This window comes from Winogradskyella sp. R77965 (assembly GCF_044594915.1).
Taxonomy (GTDB): Bacteria; Bacteroidota; Bacteroidia; order Flavobacteriales; family Flavobacteriaceae; genus Winogradskyella.
Genome location: NZ_CP138990.1, coordinates 1,306,648 through 1,326,186 on the forward strand (window position 1 = coordinate 1,306,648; position 19,539 = coordinate 1,326,186).

Sequence of the window (19,539 nt, forward strand, 5' to 3'; positions counted from 1 at the left end):
GTATGAGAAATTTACTTGGGCTTTTATTAATCTTAGGCATTGCTACTACTAGTTGTGAGGGCAGAAAATCTCAGAATCAGGCACTTGCTGAAAGTATAGAAGCGTTTAAGGAAGCTACTATTTTTGAAAAGGTAATGTATACACCAGAAACATACCATGAGGTTGTTATTGACACACTTCTAAGCAATGGATTTAGAGTAAAAATTAAAACATATTCTGATATGAATAATAGTACTTTATTAGAAGAATTTAAAAAAGATACTACTATCTATAAAAAATTCTACAGAGAACATCTGAGCGATTTAGAAGTATATTACAACGATTCATTAGTAGCCTCAAAAAGAATAAATAAATCTCTATTTACCAATCAGAAAGACTTAGATTTTTGGAAAAAAGCAATACTAGGCTTTGTCAGTATTAATGGACTAAAAAGCCTTAAAAATGAATTGGCTCTTAATATTTATTATTGTGTGCCTGAGACTGATATTTGTAAAGATTTTTTAATTATTTACGATAAAAAAGGAAAATATACCTTAGAAGAATTGGAAGCTTACGAATTGCCATAATAATATAACTAATGCTAGGACTAAAACTACCAACAGACCCAAGATGGGTAAATATCGTAGAAAAGAACATTGAAGATATTCTTACCGATCATGCGTATTGCGAACAAAAAGCAGCAAGCACAGCTATTTCATTAATTGTAAGTTTCCCTGAATATACAGAACTTGTGCAAGAAATGATAGAACTGGCTAATGAAGAAATGAGTCATTTTAAAATGGTACACGATCTTATCCTTGAAAGAGGTTGGATACTTGGAAGAGATCGCAAAGATGATTATGTAATTACACTAATAAAATTCTTTCCTAAAGGCGGTAGTAGGACCACGCAATTAGTTCACCGTCTCCTATATGCCGCACTTATAGAAGCACGAAGTTGTGAGCGTTTTAGATTATTATCTGAAGCATTAGAAGATAAAAAATTAGCTAAATTTTACAAGAAATTAATGATTAGCGAAGCTAGCCATTATACGATGTTTTTAAATTTTGCTAGACAATATGGCGAGCGAAAAGAAGTCGATGAAAAATGGCAACAACTTCTTGCTTATGAAGCTGAAATAATGAAAAACCTTAGTAATAAAGAAACCATTCACGGATAAAAAAAAGCCTCAACATTAGTTGAGACCTTATTTTATGAATTTTAATTTAGAGTTTTATTCCAAACCCAAACTGAAGTAAGTGATTATTGGCTTTAGCATCACTTAAATCTTGATCCAATATATTAGTAAAGCCATAAGTAGCTCTAGCATCTACAAACAGTTCGTCTGTAATCATATACTCTAAACCAACAACACCAGAGGCCGCAAAAGTTGCAAACCCATCTCTATCTTTCCAAGTTTTAAGAGCTGCTTGCGGACCAACACCTAATAAAAAACGATCAGATAAAGAGAATCTTAAAAAAATTGGCAATTTTATATAATCTGCTCTGATAGATTCATTCTTACCACCTTCAGCAGACCACTGTATTTCTAATAATAAAGATGTTTTCTCTGCAAATTCAAATTCTGCAAATCCACCAAAAGCAAACCCGTTACGGTGTTGATTTACAAAAGCTCCCTCGGGATCAAAATCTAAGTTAGAAATATTTAATGCTCCTCTTACGCCATATCTAATATCTTGAGACATACAAACAGTTGTAAACGAAACTAATACTAAGGCAAATACATATTTTTTCATAATTTCTAATTTGAAATGGCTAATATAATTTAAAAAATAAAAATCAACTGAATTTACAGATTTTTATAGAGAAAAATCAGACAAATGGAGAATTTTTCAATATTATCTATACAATTACACTAGAAACGGTCTCAAAAAACATACTTTTTATAATGCCATCTGAGAGTCCAATTTTTGGTACATAAATGTCTTTTGCTTTACTCCATTTCATCGCAGATAAATAAATACGTGTAGCTGGAATTATAACATCTGCTCTATCCTGGTTAAGATTTAACTTGGTAATACGTTCTTCGTAAGAATAGTTTTGAAGCGTCTTATAATAGCTGGTTAAATAGAAATAAGTCAATGGCTTACCTAAATCTTTTCCAGAAATTTTAAATATTTTATTAATATTTCCACCAGAACCAATGAGATCAATTTTATAATAGTCCTTGGTATTTTCTTTTATCCATTGTTCTAATTCTATCCAAGTTTCATTTTTTACAATATCATTCAATAATCTAACAGTTCCTATTTTAAAGGATTTTGATTGTCTTTTTTCTCCATTATGGATAATTGAAAACTCAGTACTTCCACCACCAACATCGACATATAAATAGGTCTTATTTGGATCAATGTAGGTGTTTAAGTCAGTTGCGGCTATAATTGCAGCTTCTTCTTCACCATCAATAATATCTATATTTATACCACTGGTATCAAGAATTTTTTTAGAAAGTTGAGAGCTGTTATTAGCTTCTCGCATAGCTGATGTGGCACAAGCCTTATAACGAGTAACACCATGAGACTTAATTAAGAGACTAAATGCTTTCATCGTATCCATCATTCGCTCTTGGTTGTATTCAGAAATTTCGCCTTTGAGAAACACATCTGCTCCTAATCTAATTGGCACACGTACTAATGAATTCTTTTTAAATCGTACAGGTTCTCCATCTTGCTCAATAATGTTTGAAATTAATAATCTTACAGCATTAGATCCAATATCTATAGCCGCATATTTCTGTATCTTCAGCATATTATCTCTCTAAATTGTTTAAGTAATAATTATATGTATCAAATTGAGCTCTGACTTTTGGCTTGTTATTTCTACGATAGGTATTATCTTGAGTTTCGTTGATGATTCTTGCTTTTACATTATCATTCCAGCAAATATCAAATAAATGCTGTAACTCAAGTTTAATATCTTTATCATATATCGGACAACTTACTTCAACTCTAGTATCAATATTCCTTGTCATCCAATCTGCTGAACTTATATAAATTTTTGGATCATTATTATTCCCAAAAATATACAATCTGGTATGTTCTAAAAATTTATCAATAATACTTATTATCTCAATGTTTTCACTCATACCTACAACACCAGGAACTAAACAGCATAATCCCCTTACTATCATCTGTATCTTCACACCTGCTCTACTGGCTTCGTATAACTTATCAATCATTTTATAGCTACTTATACTATTCATTTTTAGTTTTATATAAGCATCCTTACCATTTTTAGCACTTTCAATTTCTTTATCAATTAATGCAAAAAACTTAGACTGTGTATAATGAGGTGAGGTTATAATATGCTTGTATCGATAAATTTTGTAATTAACTTCAAAAAAATTAAACACTTTATTGATGTCTTTTAGAATTTTAGAGTTTGCAGTTAAAAGTGTGAAATCTGTATAAATTTTTGCCGTCGATTCATTAAAATTGCCTGTACTAATAAAACCATATCTGACTAATTTATTATTCTCTTCGCGCTCAATTACGCACATTTTACAGTGTACTTTTAAACCAGTAACGCCAAATAACATCTTAATACCTTCATCTTGCATTTGTTCAGCATAGTTAATATTTGCTGCTTCATCAAAACGCGCCCTAAGCTCAATAGATACAGTTACTTTTTTACCATTTTTTGCTGCGTTAATTAAAGAACTTGCCACGTGAGATATCTGCGCCAATCTATAAATAGTAATTTTTATAGTTTTTACTTTAGGATCTAATGCAGCTTCTCTTAAAAATTTAACGATATATGAAAATGTATGATAAGGCGTATAAACCAAATAATCTTTCTTAGCTATCGTCTTAAAGATACTATCTTCTAAGCTCAGCTCTTTTACACTTAAGGGCTTAATTTTATCATAGAGCAAGTCTGTTCTTCCTAAACTTGGAAAACTCATATAATCTCTGCGGTTATGATAACGTCCGCCAGGAATAATACTTTCTTTTTTGTGTATAGACATGCGATCTAATAGAAAGCTTAATGTGTTTTCTTCAATATTCTTATCATAAACAAAACGTACAGGATCTCCACTTTGTCGGTCTTTAACACTTTCTGATAGTTTATCTATAAAACTTTTACTAAGATCGCTATCAAAATCTAGCTCACCATCTCTGGTGATTTTAATCATATGTGCGGTAATACTGTCGTAATTAAAAATATTGAAAATATCATCTAAACAATATCTCAAAATATCGTCCACCATAATAACATAACTACTATCACCCTCGCTTGGCAACACAACAAATCGATCCATTTCTGCAGATATTTCAACCAAAGCGACCTGAAATTTACCATCAGCGTTTGTCATTTTTACGGTCAAATAGGCTGAAATATCCATTAGCTCTGGCAGAGCTATGTCTTCATTTAGCATTATAACAACCAATGCTGGACTAATTTCTTGGTAAAAATAATTCTTAATGAACTCGTGATGCTCTTTATTTATTTCTGTTTCATTAACAATATAAATGTTTTCATTTTCTAGCTCTTTATTGATTTCCTCAAGAATCCCTAAGCTCTCAGTTTGCTGATCGATAACAATTTTTGTAATTTCTTCTAGCAAATCTCCAGCTTTTATACCTCCTAACTGACTCTTACCCTCTTTTCCTGCTTCATATATTCTTTTTACGGTGGCGTATCTTACTTTAAAGAATTCATCGAGATTATTTGAAAATATACCCAAAAATCTGAAACGTTCTATTAATGGAACTTCTTTATCTGCAGCTTCTTGCAATACGCGAGCATTAAATTGCAACCAACTTAACTCCCTATTTATATAAACGTTTTTATCTTTTGTCATTTTTTAAATTCCTTTGGAATAATAATCAATTCTGTAGAACCTTTTTTTAAATCTTTCCAATTATTAATTTCAAAATTTAGTTTTACTAACCCACTAGTTGGAAGATTTGCTATAAATGTGCTGCCAAATATATTAGAAATTGATGTGAAAGCATGGTTATGACCAAAAATCATAACATGGTCAAATTCGTTTGATACATTTTTTATGAAATTGATAACACTTTCACCGCCAAAATCATATAAATCTTCAATCACATTTATTGAATTTTCTGACAAATCAAAAATACTCATAAAAATCTTACAGGTACTTAAAGCTCTATTGGCAGGACTAGAGTAAATTATTTCGGGGATTTTTTGATGCTTAACAAACTGATTTGCAACCAACATAGCGTCACTAACACCTCTTGATTTTAATGGTCTTTTTCTGTCTGAAAGATCATGTTCCCAAGATGATTTACCATGTCTTACTAATGTAATAGTTTTCATAATTTATCGATTAAATGCATTTTTTTTCGATTAAATGTTGCGTATGTCCGTTTTAACGACTATTTTGCCGCTTAAACATTAATGTTTGTTTATGATTTTAGTTATAAGTTCTTTTGTTACGTAAATTTAATGTAAATGATCCCAAATCAAAAAATATATTAATCCATTATATATTTCATTTCATTAAAAATACTTCCCTCATATTTTAATAAAGAATAATAATTATGCTGTTAGCAGCAAAATAAGCTACGTCTTAGAATTACTCTAGGAGTTACGGTTATTTAGTTATTGCTACATCATTATACATTATAAGTTATTATGTACAATATGAAATTAAAATTACCAACGTTGCATTTAAAAAACAATTTGTTCATCTTATTGTTTGCATTGTTATGTTTTTCAAACTTAAATGCACAGATCACTCCATTTGGAATGACAGTTACTCCTACAGATGAATTTTGTAATGGTAATGGTATTCTTACTATAGATATTGATAGTACTCAAGAAGGAGCAGAATTCGAATTTGTAATTTATCAAATGCCAGATAATGCAACGCCTTTTAGAGTAACTAACGGTATAGCACCCATTGGTCCAAATTTTACAGAATTTCAACATATAGAAACTTCATTTCCTGCGGGAAACTATCGTGTGGTAGCAACACAAACATTAGGAACGCAAACCAACCAAAAACTTAAAAACGCTAGTATAGAAGACAATAGAGAGGAATTAATATTTACAGCCACCGAAAGTACCATATGTGATGGTGGTGAAATTACTGTAAATGTAACCACAGGAACCGCTACTACTTATGAACTAAGAAACCCTTCAAATACTGTTATTATACCACCACAAACTTCTAATATATTAACACCTGTATCTCCAGGCAATTATTTAGTTGTTGTCTCGGATGCTTGTGAAGATGAATTTACCCAAGGGATTACGATAACTACTCCAGTCGAAAATTATTCTTTTTATAATTATGTTTGGTCAGAGAATACAAATGGTTTTACTTTTCTCCAAGATTGTACCAATTATTTACATTCGGAGGAATTATTAATTAATGGGTCAAGTACTTTACCTGATTATGTGTTTCCGATAGATATACTTATAACTGTAGAAAATCCTTCAAATCCTGGATCACCTACTATAATTACAGATACATGGACGAGTAATGCACAAAATGATTCTGAATATTCAATTCCATTTTATTCTGGGCAATCGTATGCTTATAGCTTTGAAATTACTGATGCTTGTGGTAACAACGATATTAGAAATGAAACCATTAATGCACAATCACAAGTTCAATTTCAATCAGAAACTACACCCAATTGTGGGCAAGAATATATGAGTATTAGTCGATTTGAAGGGTTTCTAGCTCCTTTGGATATAACTTTTACGACGTATCCAGCTGGGTTTGATCCTTATGACTTCAGACCTTGGGAATTTGATCAGGGAACTTACAGTGCTAACTTTACTGATATACCTTGGTGGTTAGATTTTGGCGATTCATCAAATCCTGTACCCGACGGTACTTATACCATAGAAATTAGTGATTCTTGCGGTAGCACTTCAGTACAAACAATTACAACTGGTGGTTCAATTGACTTAGACCTAGTAAGACAAAGATTATATAGTGGCTGTAGTGTAAACGAAGCAAGTGCCACATTTTATATTAGAGACTTAAATGCTGGATGGACACAAGCAGCAAATATTACTACGATGATTGTTACTTCAGCGCCATCCGCGTACCCTAATCCTCTGCCAGATGATGTCAGTGCTAACATTGCATCAAACGGACGTTTCTCTATGAATTCTTTGCCATCTGGTGATTATACGTTTGTCGCTACGACCAATTGTGGTAGTATAGTTACTAAAACCTTTTCTGTACCTACAGATCAATTTACCTCATCTGTAACTTATCAAGAAAATTGTGGCTCATTTAATGTCGATGCGTCTTTAACATCTAGATTAGGTAAGGAGCAAATGTGGTTGCAGAAATACTATCCTGCTTTAAATCAATGGGGACATCCTGAAACAGAAGTTTTACATACTGCAGGTACAGAATTGACTTCTGCAAATGCCATGGCAATTGGAAATAATGATGGATCAAGTGAAGGCCTAAGAACTAGAAATGGCACTTTAAACAATGTATTGAGTGATGGTTTAATGCGTGTGATAGTGCAGTCTGAGCAATATATAAACGGACAAACTACAACAAGTAAAGATTGTAGAATAACTTTAGAGACTTTTACTATTGCTACCTCTAATATAACTGTAGATAGTTACTATTTAGGAAATTGCTCTAACGGTAACAGCGAGTTGCTCATAAATGCTTCTGGCTCAGCTCCATTGAATTACTCTATTATAGAATTTAATGGATCAGCTATAACTCCCATAGATAATGGTGAAGATAATGTTTTTACCGATTTAACTCCTGGTGAATATACGGTACAAATCGAAGATGCATGTTTTAATGTTATAAATATTGAATTAAATACAGGTCTTGCAGTTCCTCCTACAATAATAGCTGAAAATCTTTGTGATGGAGAAAAAGGGCTTTTATTTGTACAAGGAGTTTCTTTTTTAGATGTAGAGTGGACAAAAGATGGTGATCCTACAGTCATAGGAAACGGAAACACACTGAACTTGAATCCCTATAATGAATTAACAGATAGTGGCACGTATTACGCGCACTTATCTTATCCATCTAACCCAAATGCATGTGCAAACCAAACATTAAGTTTTACAACACCGCTGAGTGCTTTCCCTGATGCTCCTGAAATTGATATTACTTGTAATGGTGGTGATAATTTTACTATAGAAGTTACTTCTCCTGTAGGGTCTGAATATGAATATAAATTAGACAGTGGTACTTATCAAAGTTCTAATGAATTTTCTGTTAGTTCTAACACTTACATTTTATCTGTAACAAATACAGTTACTGAATGTGAAAAAATTTATACAAGTGATCCTATCGTTTTATCTGAGATGGTAATCACAGATAATATTACAGACGCTGATTGTACATCAGTAGATTCTGGCGCTGTAGACATTACTGTTACTGGTGGTACTGCTCCTTATACTTACAATTGGAGTAACTCAGCTACTACTGAAGATTTAACAGATGTACATGCTGGCACTTATACAGTATCAGTAACTGACGCAAACGGTTGTGAAGTCACAAGTTCTCCAATAATTATAAAGGCTCCGCCTTGCGCAGTAGATGATATTATGCCTAATGTAATTGAAGAAAACTCAGTTACTTATAATGTTATTAATAATGGAGACGGTACTTCCGATATAGACTACAATAATGATATTTTAGTTAGCTCTTTAAATAATACAGGTCTATTACAACCAGCAAACGGAGTAATAACCATAAATAATACTACAGGTCAAATAACATATACTCCTAATGCAGATTTTAACGGTAATGATTCATTTGAATATCAAATTTGTGATTCATCTGCCTTATGTGATGTTGCATTAGTAAGTGTTACTGTCACTCCTGAAGTTGATGTGATTGAAGATATATACACAACATTGCTAAATACAGCAATAACTAGAGACTTATCAGCAAATGATAATTTTGAAGGTACAAATAATGAAATTACGAGTACAACAGATCCAGCAAACGGATCTGTAGTAATTAACCCATCTGGAACCATAACCTATACACCTGATTCAGGGTTTTTAGGAACAGACACCTTTGAATATACAAATACGGTTACAAATGCTGACAATAGCACTACTACAGAAACTACAACTGTTACAATTACTGTACAAGATACAGAAGGGCCTGCTATAGATACGCAAGCTGTTAATTTCGAAGTACAATGTGGACCCGATAATACAACTCAGTTTAATGATTGGTTAAATAATAATGGCTATGCTGTTGCTGTAGATAACTCTGGTAGTGTTACTTGGAGTAACAACTACAGCAGTATGTCCGATGGATGTGGCGATACAGGAATTGTAACGGTAACGTTTACTGCTACTGACCCTTCTGGAAATATTAGTTTAACTACAGCTACTTTTGTAATTGTGGATAATTTGCCACCTACGCTTGAAGGTTATCCGGCTGGAGCAGGTAATACTCAAGCATCTTGTGTAGGCGTACCCGAACTTATTTTTTCAAATTATACAGAAGAATCTGGAGATGGTGATAACAACACGTTTCTACAGGGTGAAGTTTTCCGATTCACTAATATTGCTCCTAATGTGGACGCTCTATTAACAATAGTTGAAACCAATAACACAACTATTCCTATTTTAGATGATAATGCAATAGGTGTAAATTCTTTTAGACCACAAACTGCTTTTTCTTTAACCAATGCAGGTGATAGAGCCTATACTGAATTTAAATTCGATTTTGTTGAAGCCGGCACTAATACACCTTCATCTTTACCAGAATTTTTAGCAAATTTCAATGACATCGATGGAAATTCGAGTTATGGGGAGCAAAACTGGACAGATATTAACACCGATTATGAAGTTAATAATCCTACAGAATTAACCATTACAAATGAAAGTCCTTGGTTAGTTGCTACGGCAGGTATTGTAGAATACGCAGGAGTTACAAACTCTAATCCACAAACTAATATTACAACACAATACAACAATGCAACTACATTTAGTTTTAGAATGGGAGTTGTGGCAAGAAAAAATAACGTCTCTGGTTCTGGAAGACAGCATAGTGTAGAATTTGCATGTATTGGAAATTATACAAATGCGACTGTCATAGAAGAAGAAATTTCTGTAGAATGTTCAGATTTAACACCGCCTGAAGTTTTAACTGCAACTGATCAATGTGGTGATGCTAACGTTACATTTAGTGAAATTAGAACCAATGGTGATTGCGAAAATAATTATACTTTATTAAGACAATGGGTCGCTACTGATCAATGTGGTAATACTACAACTAGAAATTTAACAATTAATGTAACGGATACCTCAAGTCCAACTTTTACAGCACCTGATGATATTACTGTGCAATGTGATGTTGATGTTAATGATTTAACTATAGTTGGTGATGTTACAGACGAACAAGATGGTTGTTCACCATCCTCTGCATTCTTTAATTTAGAGGCTACTTACACTGATGCTATAACTCCTGGTAAGTGTCCAAATGAATATACAATTACGAGAACTTGGACATTAGTCGACGAATGTGATAATTCTGCAACGGATTCTCAAACTATAACGGTAATTGATACTACTGATCCTTTCTTTAATGAAAGTTTACCTGGAAATGTTACCGTTACATCTAGTACAATTCCAACAGCAGCTATTTTAACAGCTTCAGATACTTGTGATTCTGATGTTGATGTAATATTCTCTGAAACAATAAATGGTAATATTTGTGATGCTTCTTATTCTATAGAAAGAAATTGGATAGCTACGGACGATTGCGGAAATGATATTAATCACACGCAAACTATTAACGTTAATCATACTATTCTTACAGTTAATGTAATTACAGAAACTGACGTCAATTGTTCTGGTGAGTCAACAGGAGCAATTGATATAGATGTAACTGGTGGTGTACCTCCATATTCTTACACATGGAATAATTCAGCAACAAGTCAAGATCTAATAAATATTGGTGCTGGTTCTTATTCAGTAACTATAGAAGATAGTATTGGCTGTAAAATTAACAAAGGTTTTATTATTGATGAACCTTCTAATGCTCTAAGTGTTTCTGTTAATCTTGTAGATGCAACTTCTATTAAAGGTTGTACAGATGGATCAGCAACAGCTTCAGCTTCTGGTGGTACAGGACCATATTCTTATCAATGGAGTGCTTCAACTGGTGATCAAACTGGTGTTACTGCTAGTAATTTACCTGTAGGTGATCATACTGTTATTGTTACTGATGCTAATAATTGTACAACTTATCACACTATAAATATTAAATGTACTGATGATTGTGATACGGCTGTTACAACTGGGCCTATAACTAATGTATTGTGTTTTGGCGATGCTACTGGTGAAGCTACTGTCTCTGCTAGTTCTGTAATTAACCCAGCTGCTACTTATACATTTACTTGGTCTAACGGCCAAATCAATACTGGTGTTACTTCTAGTACTATATCTAATGTTATTGCTGGTAATTATTCTGTAAGTATTGCTATGGACGGTTCCGTTTGTGATCCTGTTGTACAAAACGTAACCATTAACGAACCTACAAATAAATTATCAGCGAAAATTACTAATCAAACAGATATTATTTGTGCTGGCTTGGGCCAATTTTCTATAGAAGGAATTGGTGGTGCAACGCCATATTCATACTCTATCGATAATGGCACAACCCTTATAAGTAGCGGAACATTTACTGATCTCAACGTAGGAAACTATATCGTTGATGTGTTTGATTCGAATGGATGTAATTTTAAAATTGCAGTTGATTTATTATCAAATTGTACTGATGCCATAGCTGATATTAACAACACATTTGTTGATCAACCAGTTTCTGGTAATGTATTAACTAACGATGAAGACTTTGAAGGTGATAACCAAACGGTCACTGCTAATACTAATCCTGCTAATGGAACGGTAGTTATAAACCCTGATGGATCGTATACCTACACTCCTAACCCTGGATTTATAGGTGAAGATACTTTTGAATACACAATCTGTGACGATGGTAATCCTCAAGCTTGTGATACCGCTACGGTTTACATTGAAGTATTACCTCAAGGTGGTCCTGAAAATGAAGCTCCTATCGCTAATGCTGATACAGCTACTACTCCAGAAGGAACTCCTATTGATATTGTAGTATTGGCTAATGACTTTGATCCAGATGGTGACCCTATTACAATCACGGCAACTACAGATCCTGCAAATGGTGCTGTAACGCTGAATCCTGATGGGACTATTACTTATACTCCTAATTCTGGGTTTATTGGTGAAGATACCTTCACTTATACAATCTGCGATGATGGTAATCCTCAACTTTGTGATACAGCTACTGTAACTATAACTGTGCAACCAACTGGGTATCCAAATACAACTAATGCTAATGATGATGCTTATAACACAACACCTGGTGCTAATGTTACTGGTAATGTATTATTAAACGATAATGATGTTGAAGGTGATACGCAAACTGTAACAACTACTACTGTGACTACTGCTAATGGTGTGACAGTAAATATTGATCCTAATACTGGTATATTTACGTATACACCAAATACCGGATTCTCTGGTACAGATTCTTTTGTTTACACCATTTGCGATAATGGAAGTCCTGTCGCCTGTGATGAAGCTACAGTTTATATCACTGTTGGTGGTCTTGCTAATACAACTGACGCTATAGCTGATATTAACAACACATTTGTTGATCAACCAGTATCTGGTAACGTATTAACTAACGATGAAGACTTTGAAGGTGATAATCAAACGGTAACAGCTAACACTAATCCTGCTAACGGAACGGTAGTTATGAATCCTGATGGATCATACACCTACACTCCTAACCCAGGATTTATAGGTGAAGATACTTTTGAGTATACTATCTGTGACGATGGTAATCCTCAAGCTTGTGATACCGCTACGGTTTACATTGAAGTATTACCTCAAGGTGGTCCTGAAAATGAAGCTCCTATAGCTAATGCTGATACAGCTACTACTCCAGAAGGAACTCCTATTGATATTGTAGTATTGGCTAATGACTTTGATCCAGATGGTGACCCTATTACAATCACGGCAACTACAGATCCTGCAAATGGTGCTGTAACGCTGAATCCTGATGGAACTATTACTTATACTCCTAATCCTGGATTTACTGGTGAAGATACTTTTACTTACACTATATGTGATGATGGTACTCCTCAACTTTGTGATACAGCTACTGTAACTGTAACTGTTCAAGATGCTGGTTCACCAAATTCAACTAACGCTAATGATGATGCTTATAACACAACACCTGGTGCTGATGTTACTGGTAATGTCCTAGCTAATGATAATGATATTGAAGGTGATACGCAGACTGTAACAACTACTACAGTAACTACTGCTAATGGTGTGACAGTAAATATTGATCCTAATACTGGTGTATTTACGTATACACCGAATGCTGGTTTTATTGGAACTGATTCTTTCGTTTACACCATTTGTGATAATGGAAGTCCTGTCGCCTGTGATGAAGCTACAGTTTATATCACTGTTGGTGGTCTTGCTAATACAACTGACGCTATAGCTGATATTAACAACACATTTGTTGATCAACCAGTATCTGGTAACGTATTAACTAACGACGAAGACTTTGAAGGTGATAACCAAACGGTTACTGCTAATACTAATCCTGCTAATGGAACGGTAGTTATGAACCCTGATGGATCGTATACCTACACTCCTAACCCTGGATTTATAGGTGAAGATACTTTTGAATACACAATCTGTGACGATGGTAATCCTCAAGCTTGTGATACGGCTACGGTTTATATTGAAGTATTACCAGAAAGTGGTCCTGAAAATGAAGCACCGATCGCTAACGCTGATACGGCTGCAACTCCAGAAGGAACTCCTATTGATATTGTAGTATTGGCTAATGACTTTGATCCAGATGGTGACCCTATTACAATCACGGCAACTACAGATCCTGCAAATGGTGCTGTAACGCTGAATCCTGATGGAACTATTACTTATACTCCTAATCCTGGATTTACTGGTGAAGATACTTTTACTTACACTATATGTGATGATGGTACTCCTCAACTTTGTGATACAGCTACTGTAACTGTAACTGTTCAAGATGCTGGTTCACCAAATTCAACTAACGCTAATGATGATGCTTATAACACAACACCTGGTGCTGATGTTACTGGTAATGTCCTAGCTAATGATAATGATATTGAAGGTGATACGCAGACTGTAACAACTACTACAGTAACTACTGCTAATGGTGTGACAGTAAATATTGATCCTAATACTGGTGTATTTACGTATACACCGAATGCTGGTTTTATTGGAACTGATTCTTTCGTTTACACCATTTGTGATAATGGAAGTCCTGTCGCCTGTGATGAAGCTACAGTTTATATCACTGTTGGTGGTCTTGCTAATACAACTGACGCTATAGCTGATATTAACAACACATTTGTTGATCAACCAGTATCTGGTAACGTATTAACTAACGATGAAGACTTTGAAGGTGATAACCAAACGGTCACTGCTAATACTAATCCTGCTAATGGAACGGTAGTTATAAACCCTGATGGATCGTATACCTACACTCCTAACCCTGGATTTATAGGTGAAGATACTTTTGAATACACAATCTGTGACGATGGTAATCCTCAAGCTTGTGATACCGCTACGGTTTATATTGAAGTATTACCAGAAAGTGGTCCTGAAAATGAAGCACCGATCGCTAACGCTGATACGGCTGCAACTCCAGAAGGAACTCCTATTGATATTGTAGTATTGGCTAATGACTTTGATCCAGATGGTGACCCTATTACAATCACGGCAACTACAGATCCAACTAATGGTACAGTGACCCTCAATCCTGATGGAACTATTACTTATACTCCTAATCCTGGATTTACTGGTGAAGATACTTTTACTTACACTATATGTGATGATGGTACTCCTCAACTTTGTGATACAGCTACTGTAACTGTAACTGTCCAAGATGCAAATACACCGAATACTACTAATGCAAACGATGATGCATATACAGTTACACCAACTAGTGTTTTAATCGGCAATGTTTTATTAAATGATAATGATATTGAAGGTGATACACAGACAGTAACAACAACCACAGTTACAACTTCTGAAGGTGTTACTGTAAATATTGATCCTAATACTGGTGAGTTTACATACACTCCAAATGCTGGATATACAGGTACGGATTCTTTTATCTACACAATTTGTGATAATGGAAGTCCTCAAGCTTGTGATCAAGCTACTGTGTATATTACTATTGAGGGTGTTGCTGGTCTTAGTGTTGTAAAATCTGCATCTAGTGCAACTGCTGATTGTGTTGGTGTTGGTGATTTAGTAACTTATATATTCACAGTAACTAATTCTGGTGATGTACTTATTAATAGCATAACAATCACTGATGATCTATTAGGTGGTGATATTACCGCTTCATTGACCCTTGCTGGTGATAATGGTGATAATATTCTTGACCCTTCTGAAACATGGATATTCACAGCGCCTGATTATACAGTTACACAAGCTGATGTTGATGCTGGGAACATTACCAATAATGTAACAGCTGACGGTTTAGAACCTGATGGAACGACTCCTGTAACTGCAACTGATACATATGTAATTGATGCTAATAATCCTGATGTAACACTTTGTGATGATGGTGGTATTGCTGTTGTAAAAGCGGCTTCTAGTCCAACTGCTGGTTGTGTTGGCGAAGGTGATATAGTAACTTATACCTTCACTGTTACCAATACTGGTGATGTATCTATTAATTCTATTACTATAACTGATGATTTATTAGGTGGTGATATTACTTCGACATTAACACTTACTGGTGATGATGGTGATAATATTCTTGATCCTACTGAAACATGGATATTTACTGCACCCGATTATACAATCACACAAGCTGACGTTGATGCTGGTAACATTACCAACAACGTAACTGCTGGCGGTTTAGAACCTGATGGTACAACAACAGTACAAGCAACAGATACCTATGTTATCGATGCTAGTAATCCTGATGTAACACTTTGTAGTGATTCTGGTATTGTAGTATTTAAATCAGCTTCTAGTACAGCTATTGATTGTATTGCTGCTGGTGACTTAGTAACTTATACGTTTAGAGTTGAAAATAATGGACAAGTGTCTGTAAATTCTATTACCATTACTGATGATTTACTTGGTGGTGATATTACTTCAACACTAACCTTAAATGGTGATACTAATAGTAATGGGCAATTAGATCCTACTGAATCTTGGATATTTACAGCACCAGACTATACAGTAACACAAGCGGATGTGGATGCTGGTAACATTACCAATAATGTAACGGCTGCTGGATTAGAACCTGATGGAACGACTCCCGTAACTGCAACTGATACGTATGTAATTGATGCTAATAATCCTGATGTAACACTTTGTGATGATGGTGGTATTGCTGTTGTAAAAGCGGCTTCTAGTCCAACTGCTGGTTGTGTTGGCGAAGGTGATTTGGTAACTTATACCTTCACTGTTACCAATACTGGTGATGTATCTATTAATTCTATTACTATAACTGATGATTTATTAGGTGGTGATATTACTTCGACATTAACACTTACTGGTGATGATGGTGATAATATTCTTGATCCTACTGAAACATGGATATTTACTGCTCCTGATTATACAATCACACAAGCGGATGTGGATGCTGGTAACATTACCAACAACGTAACAGCTGACGGTTTAGAACCTGATGGTACAACAACAGTACAAGCAACAGATACCTATGTTATCGATGCTAGCAATCCTGATGTAACACTTTGTAGTGATTCTGGTATTGTAGTATTTAAATCAGCTTCTAGTACAGCTATTGATTGTATTGCTGCTGGTGACTTAGTAACTTATACGTTTAGAGTTGAAAATAATGGACAAGTGTCTGTAAATTCTATTACCATTACTGATGATTTACTTGGTGGTGATATTACTTCAACACTAACCTTAAATGGTGACACTAATAGTAATGGGCAATTAGATCCTACTGAATCTTGGATATTTACAGCACCAGACTATACAGTAACACAAGCGGATGTGGATGCTGGTAACATTACCAATAATGTAACGGCTGCTGGATTAGAACCTGATGGAACGACTCCTGTAACTGCAACTGATACATATGTAATTGATGCTAATAATCCTGATGTAACACTTTGTGATGATGGTGGTATTGCTGTTGTAAAAGCGGCTTCTAGTCCAACTGCTGGTTGTGTTGGCGAAGGTGATATAGTAACTTATACCTTCACTGTTACCAATACTGGTGATGTATCTATTAATTCTATTACTATAACTGACGATTTATTAGGTGGTGATATTACTTCGACATTAACACTTACTGGTGATGATGGTGATAATATCCTTGATCCTACTGAAACATGGATATTTACTGCTCCTGATTATACAATCACACAAGCGGATGTGGATGCTGGTAACATTACCAACAACGTAACTGCTGACGGTTTAGAGCCTGATGGAACTACTCCTGTGCAAGCAACAGATACTTATATCATTGATGCTAGTAATCCGGATGTAACACTTTGTAGTGACTCTGGTATAAACCTTGTAAAAACTGGTGTATTTAACAACGAAAATGGGAATGATTGCACAGAAATTGGAGAAACTATCACCTATTCGTTTACTGTAACAAATACTGGAGATGTAGCATTAAATAATGTAGTTATCTCTGACCCACTATTAGAAAATGCAACACCTACTGTAAGTATAAACTTTGATTCTGGAGATACAGATGGCGATAATCAATTAGATACTGATGAAACTTGGATATACAATGCTACTTATTTAGTGACGCAAACAGATATTGATGCTACTGAAGTAATTAATACTGCAACTGTAAACGCAACAGAAGTTGTAAATCAAACATCTGTAACTAATTCATCTCAAACCACAACTGGTTTAATTGAAGACACAACACCTCCAGACACTTCTAATTGTGCTGTTCTTGATGAAACTATTGAATGTAGTGGTACCAATAATGAAACAATTGCTGACGGATGGAATGCTGCTAATATCTTAGCACTAGAAAATTGTGCAACTGATGCTTGTGATAATAATTTTACAGTTACTTCAGACTACGCCTATGTAAACCTAGTTTCTGATTGTGGTGCTGGTGGTACTATTACTGTGAACTACACATTAACAGATGCAAGTCAAAATGCTGCAACATTTACTGCTATACTTACACTAGAAGACACAACAGGCCCTGATTTATCAGCGTGTACAGTTGTTGATGAAACTATTGAATGTAGCGGTGATGACAACGAAACGTTAGCTACAGCTTGGAATATAGCAAATATTGCTACTCTCGAAACATGTGGTACTGATACTTGTGATGTAAACCCAACTAATGTAGTCACTTCAGATTTTGACTTTACGAACCTAGTTACTACTTGTGGTACTGGTGGCACTATTACTGTGATATATGCAGTTGCAGATGATTGTGGCAACACTTCAACATTAAGTGCAACTTTGACTATTGAAGACACAACTCCACCAGAATTCAATGAAACACTGCCTGCGGATACCAATGTAGAATGTAATAGCGTTCCTACAGCAGAAACATTAACTGCTAATGATAATTGTGGTGATGCTAGTGTAGAATTTAATGAGGTAATTACGGATGGAGCTTGTATTGGTGACTATATTATAGAACGTACATGGACTGTAACTGACAGTTGTAACAATGAAACTGTTCACACACAAATAATTACTGTAGAAGATAATACTGCACCAACACTAGTTACAGCTTTTGATGCAAACATAACAGTAGCATGTGACGATATACCTGAAGTACCTAATTTAGTCTTTGAAGATTCTTGTTCTAATGATATAGATGTAGTATTCGAGGAGGTTTCGACTCAAGTAAATAATTTCGAAAATTATTCAATTATTAGAACATGGACTGTAACTGACGATTGTGGCAACGACGTAGTTTTTACCCAAGATATAACTGTAGAAATAAGTAATGTTATCAACGCTACAGATGCCGAACGTTGTGTACTAGATATTGAATTTGATTTATTCGATTTACTATCTGGAGATTTCAGCATGGATGGTACATGGAGTGTTGTTGCAGGAAACACAACGTTAGACGGTAGTTTATTTGATCCTTCAACTGCAGAAGTTGGTGTATATACATTTATGTACTCTATAAGTGAAGGACCATGTCCTAGCGAAGTAGAAGTTAACGTAACTATGGATGATGACTGCTTAGTATTACCTTGTAGTTCTGAAGATAATATAGTAATCTCAAAAACTGTAACAGCTAATGGAGATAATATTAATGACTATTTTACAGTAGACTCAATAGAACAATGTGGCTTCGTTATTGAACTGCAAATATTCAATCGCTGGGGAGCTGAGATATACAAATCAAACAACTACCAAAACGATTGGAATGGTAATGCTCATGGATCCTCTGTAGGTAATTCAGGAAAAGTTCCAACAGGTACATATTATTATATTATTAATATAAAAGATAGTGGTTTAGCACCTTTTGCAGGTCCTATCTACGTGGCAACAAATTAA

Annotated in this window: 7 protein-coding genes; 3 read left to right on the top strand and 4 right to left on the bottom strand. The window is 34.6% G+C overall.

The genetic code is table 11. From position 1 onward, the window contains the following. Positions 1-2 precede the first annotated feature (2 nt). Together SJY34_RS05935 and SJY34_RS05940 are read left to right on the top strand one after the other, a co-directional pair. Complete coding sequence (locus tag SJY34_RS05935) at positions 3-566, top strand: hypothetical protein (RefSeq protein WP_400079983.1); 564 nt, start codon at positions 3-5, stop codon at positions 564-566. An 11-nt stretch (positions 567-577) separates the two neighbouring features. Continuing rightward, positions 578-1,159, top strand: coding sequence for a tRNA-(ms[2]io[6]A)-hydroxylase (locus SJY34_RS05940; protein WP_400079985.1), 582 nt, complete (start codon positions 578-580; stop codon positions 1,157-1,159). A gap of 46 nt (positions 1,160-1,205) precedes the next feature. Here SJY34_RS05940 and SJY34_RS05945 read toward each other — a convergent pair whose 3' ends face one another. The 4 genes from SJY34_RS05945 to SJY34_RS05960 all read right to left on the bottom strand — a co-directional run bounded on the left by SJY34_RS05945 (position 1,206) and on the right by SJY34_RS05960 (position 5,289). Next, positions 1,206-1,736 carry a porin family protein gene (locus SJY34_RS05945; protein ID WP_400079988.1) on the bottom strand — a complete coding sequence of 177 codons (531 nt, stop codon included), beginning with the start codon at positions 1,734-1,736 and terminating at the stop codon, positions 1,206-1,208. Between the two features lie 106 nt (positions 1,737-1,842). After that, positions 1,843-2,748 carry a Ppx/GppA phosphatase family protein gene (locus tag SJY34_RS05950; protein WP_400079991.1) on the bottom strand — a complete coding sequence of 302 codons (906 nt, stop codon included), beginning with the start codon at positions 2,746-2,748 and terminating at the stop codon, positions 1,843-1,845. A 1-nt stretch (position 2,749) separates the two neighbouring features. Continuing rightward, complete coding sequence (ppk1, locus tag SJY34_RS05955) at positions 2,750-4,804, bottom strand: polyphosphate kinase 1 (RefSeq protein ID WP_400079994.1); 2,055 nt, start codon at positions 4,802-4,804, stop codon at positions 2,750-2,752. Continuing rightward, a complete protein-coding gene (locus SJY34_RS05960) occupies positions 4,801-5,289 on the bottom strand; it encodes a SixA phosphatase family protein (RefSeq protein ID WP_400079997.1) in 489 nt (162 codons plus the stop codon). Before SJY34_RS05960 ends, ppk1 begins: the two co-directional genes overlap by 4 nt. 327 nt (positions 5,290-5,616) lie before the next feature. Here SJY34_RS05960 and SJY34_RS05965 point away from each other — a divergent pair, with 327 nt between their 5' ends. Continuing rightward, entirely contained in the window at positions 5,617-19,539 is a 13,923-nt protein-coding gene (locus SJY34_RS05965; RefSeq protein ID WP_400080000.1) for an Ig-like domain-containing protein, read from the top strand.

What these genes read in the sequence shown, in the direction of transcription:
- SJY34_RS05940 (WP_400079985.1), top strand. Translation starts at nt 578, where the DNA reads ATGCTAGGACTAAAACTACCAACAGACCCAAGATGGGTAAATATCGTA.
- SJY34_RS05950 (WP_400079991.1), bottom strand. Translation starts at nt 2,748, where the DNA reads ATGCTGAAGATACAGAAATATGCGGCTATAGATATTGGATCTAATGCT.
- SJY34_RS05935 (WP_400079983.1), top strand. Translation starts at nt 3, where the DNA reads ATGAGAAATTTACTTGGGCTTTTATTAATCTTAGGCATTGCTACTACT.
- SJY34_RS05945 (WP_400079988.1), bottom strand. Translation starts at nt 1,736, where the DNA reads ATGAAAAAATATGTATTTGCCTTAGTATTAGTTTCGTTTACAACTGTT.
- SJY34_RS05965 (WP_400080000.1), top strand. Translation starts at nt 5,617, where the DNA reads ATGAAATTAAAATTACCAACGTTGCATTTAAAAAACAATTTGTTCATC.
- SJY34_RS05960 (WP_400079997.1), bottom strand. Translation starts at nt 5,289, where the DNA reads ATGAAAACTATTACATTAGTAAGACATGGTAAATCATCTTGGGAACAT.
- ppk1 (WP_400079994.1), bottom strand. Translation starts at nt 4,804, where the DNA reads ATGACAAAAGATAAAAACGTTTATATAAATAGGGAGTTAAGTTGGTTG.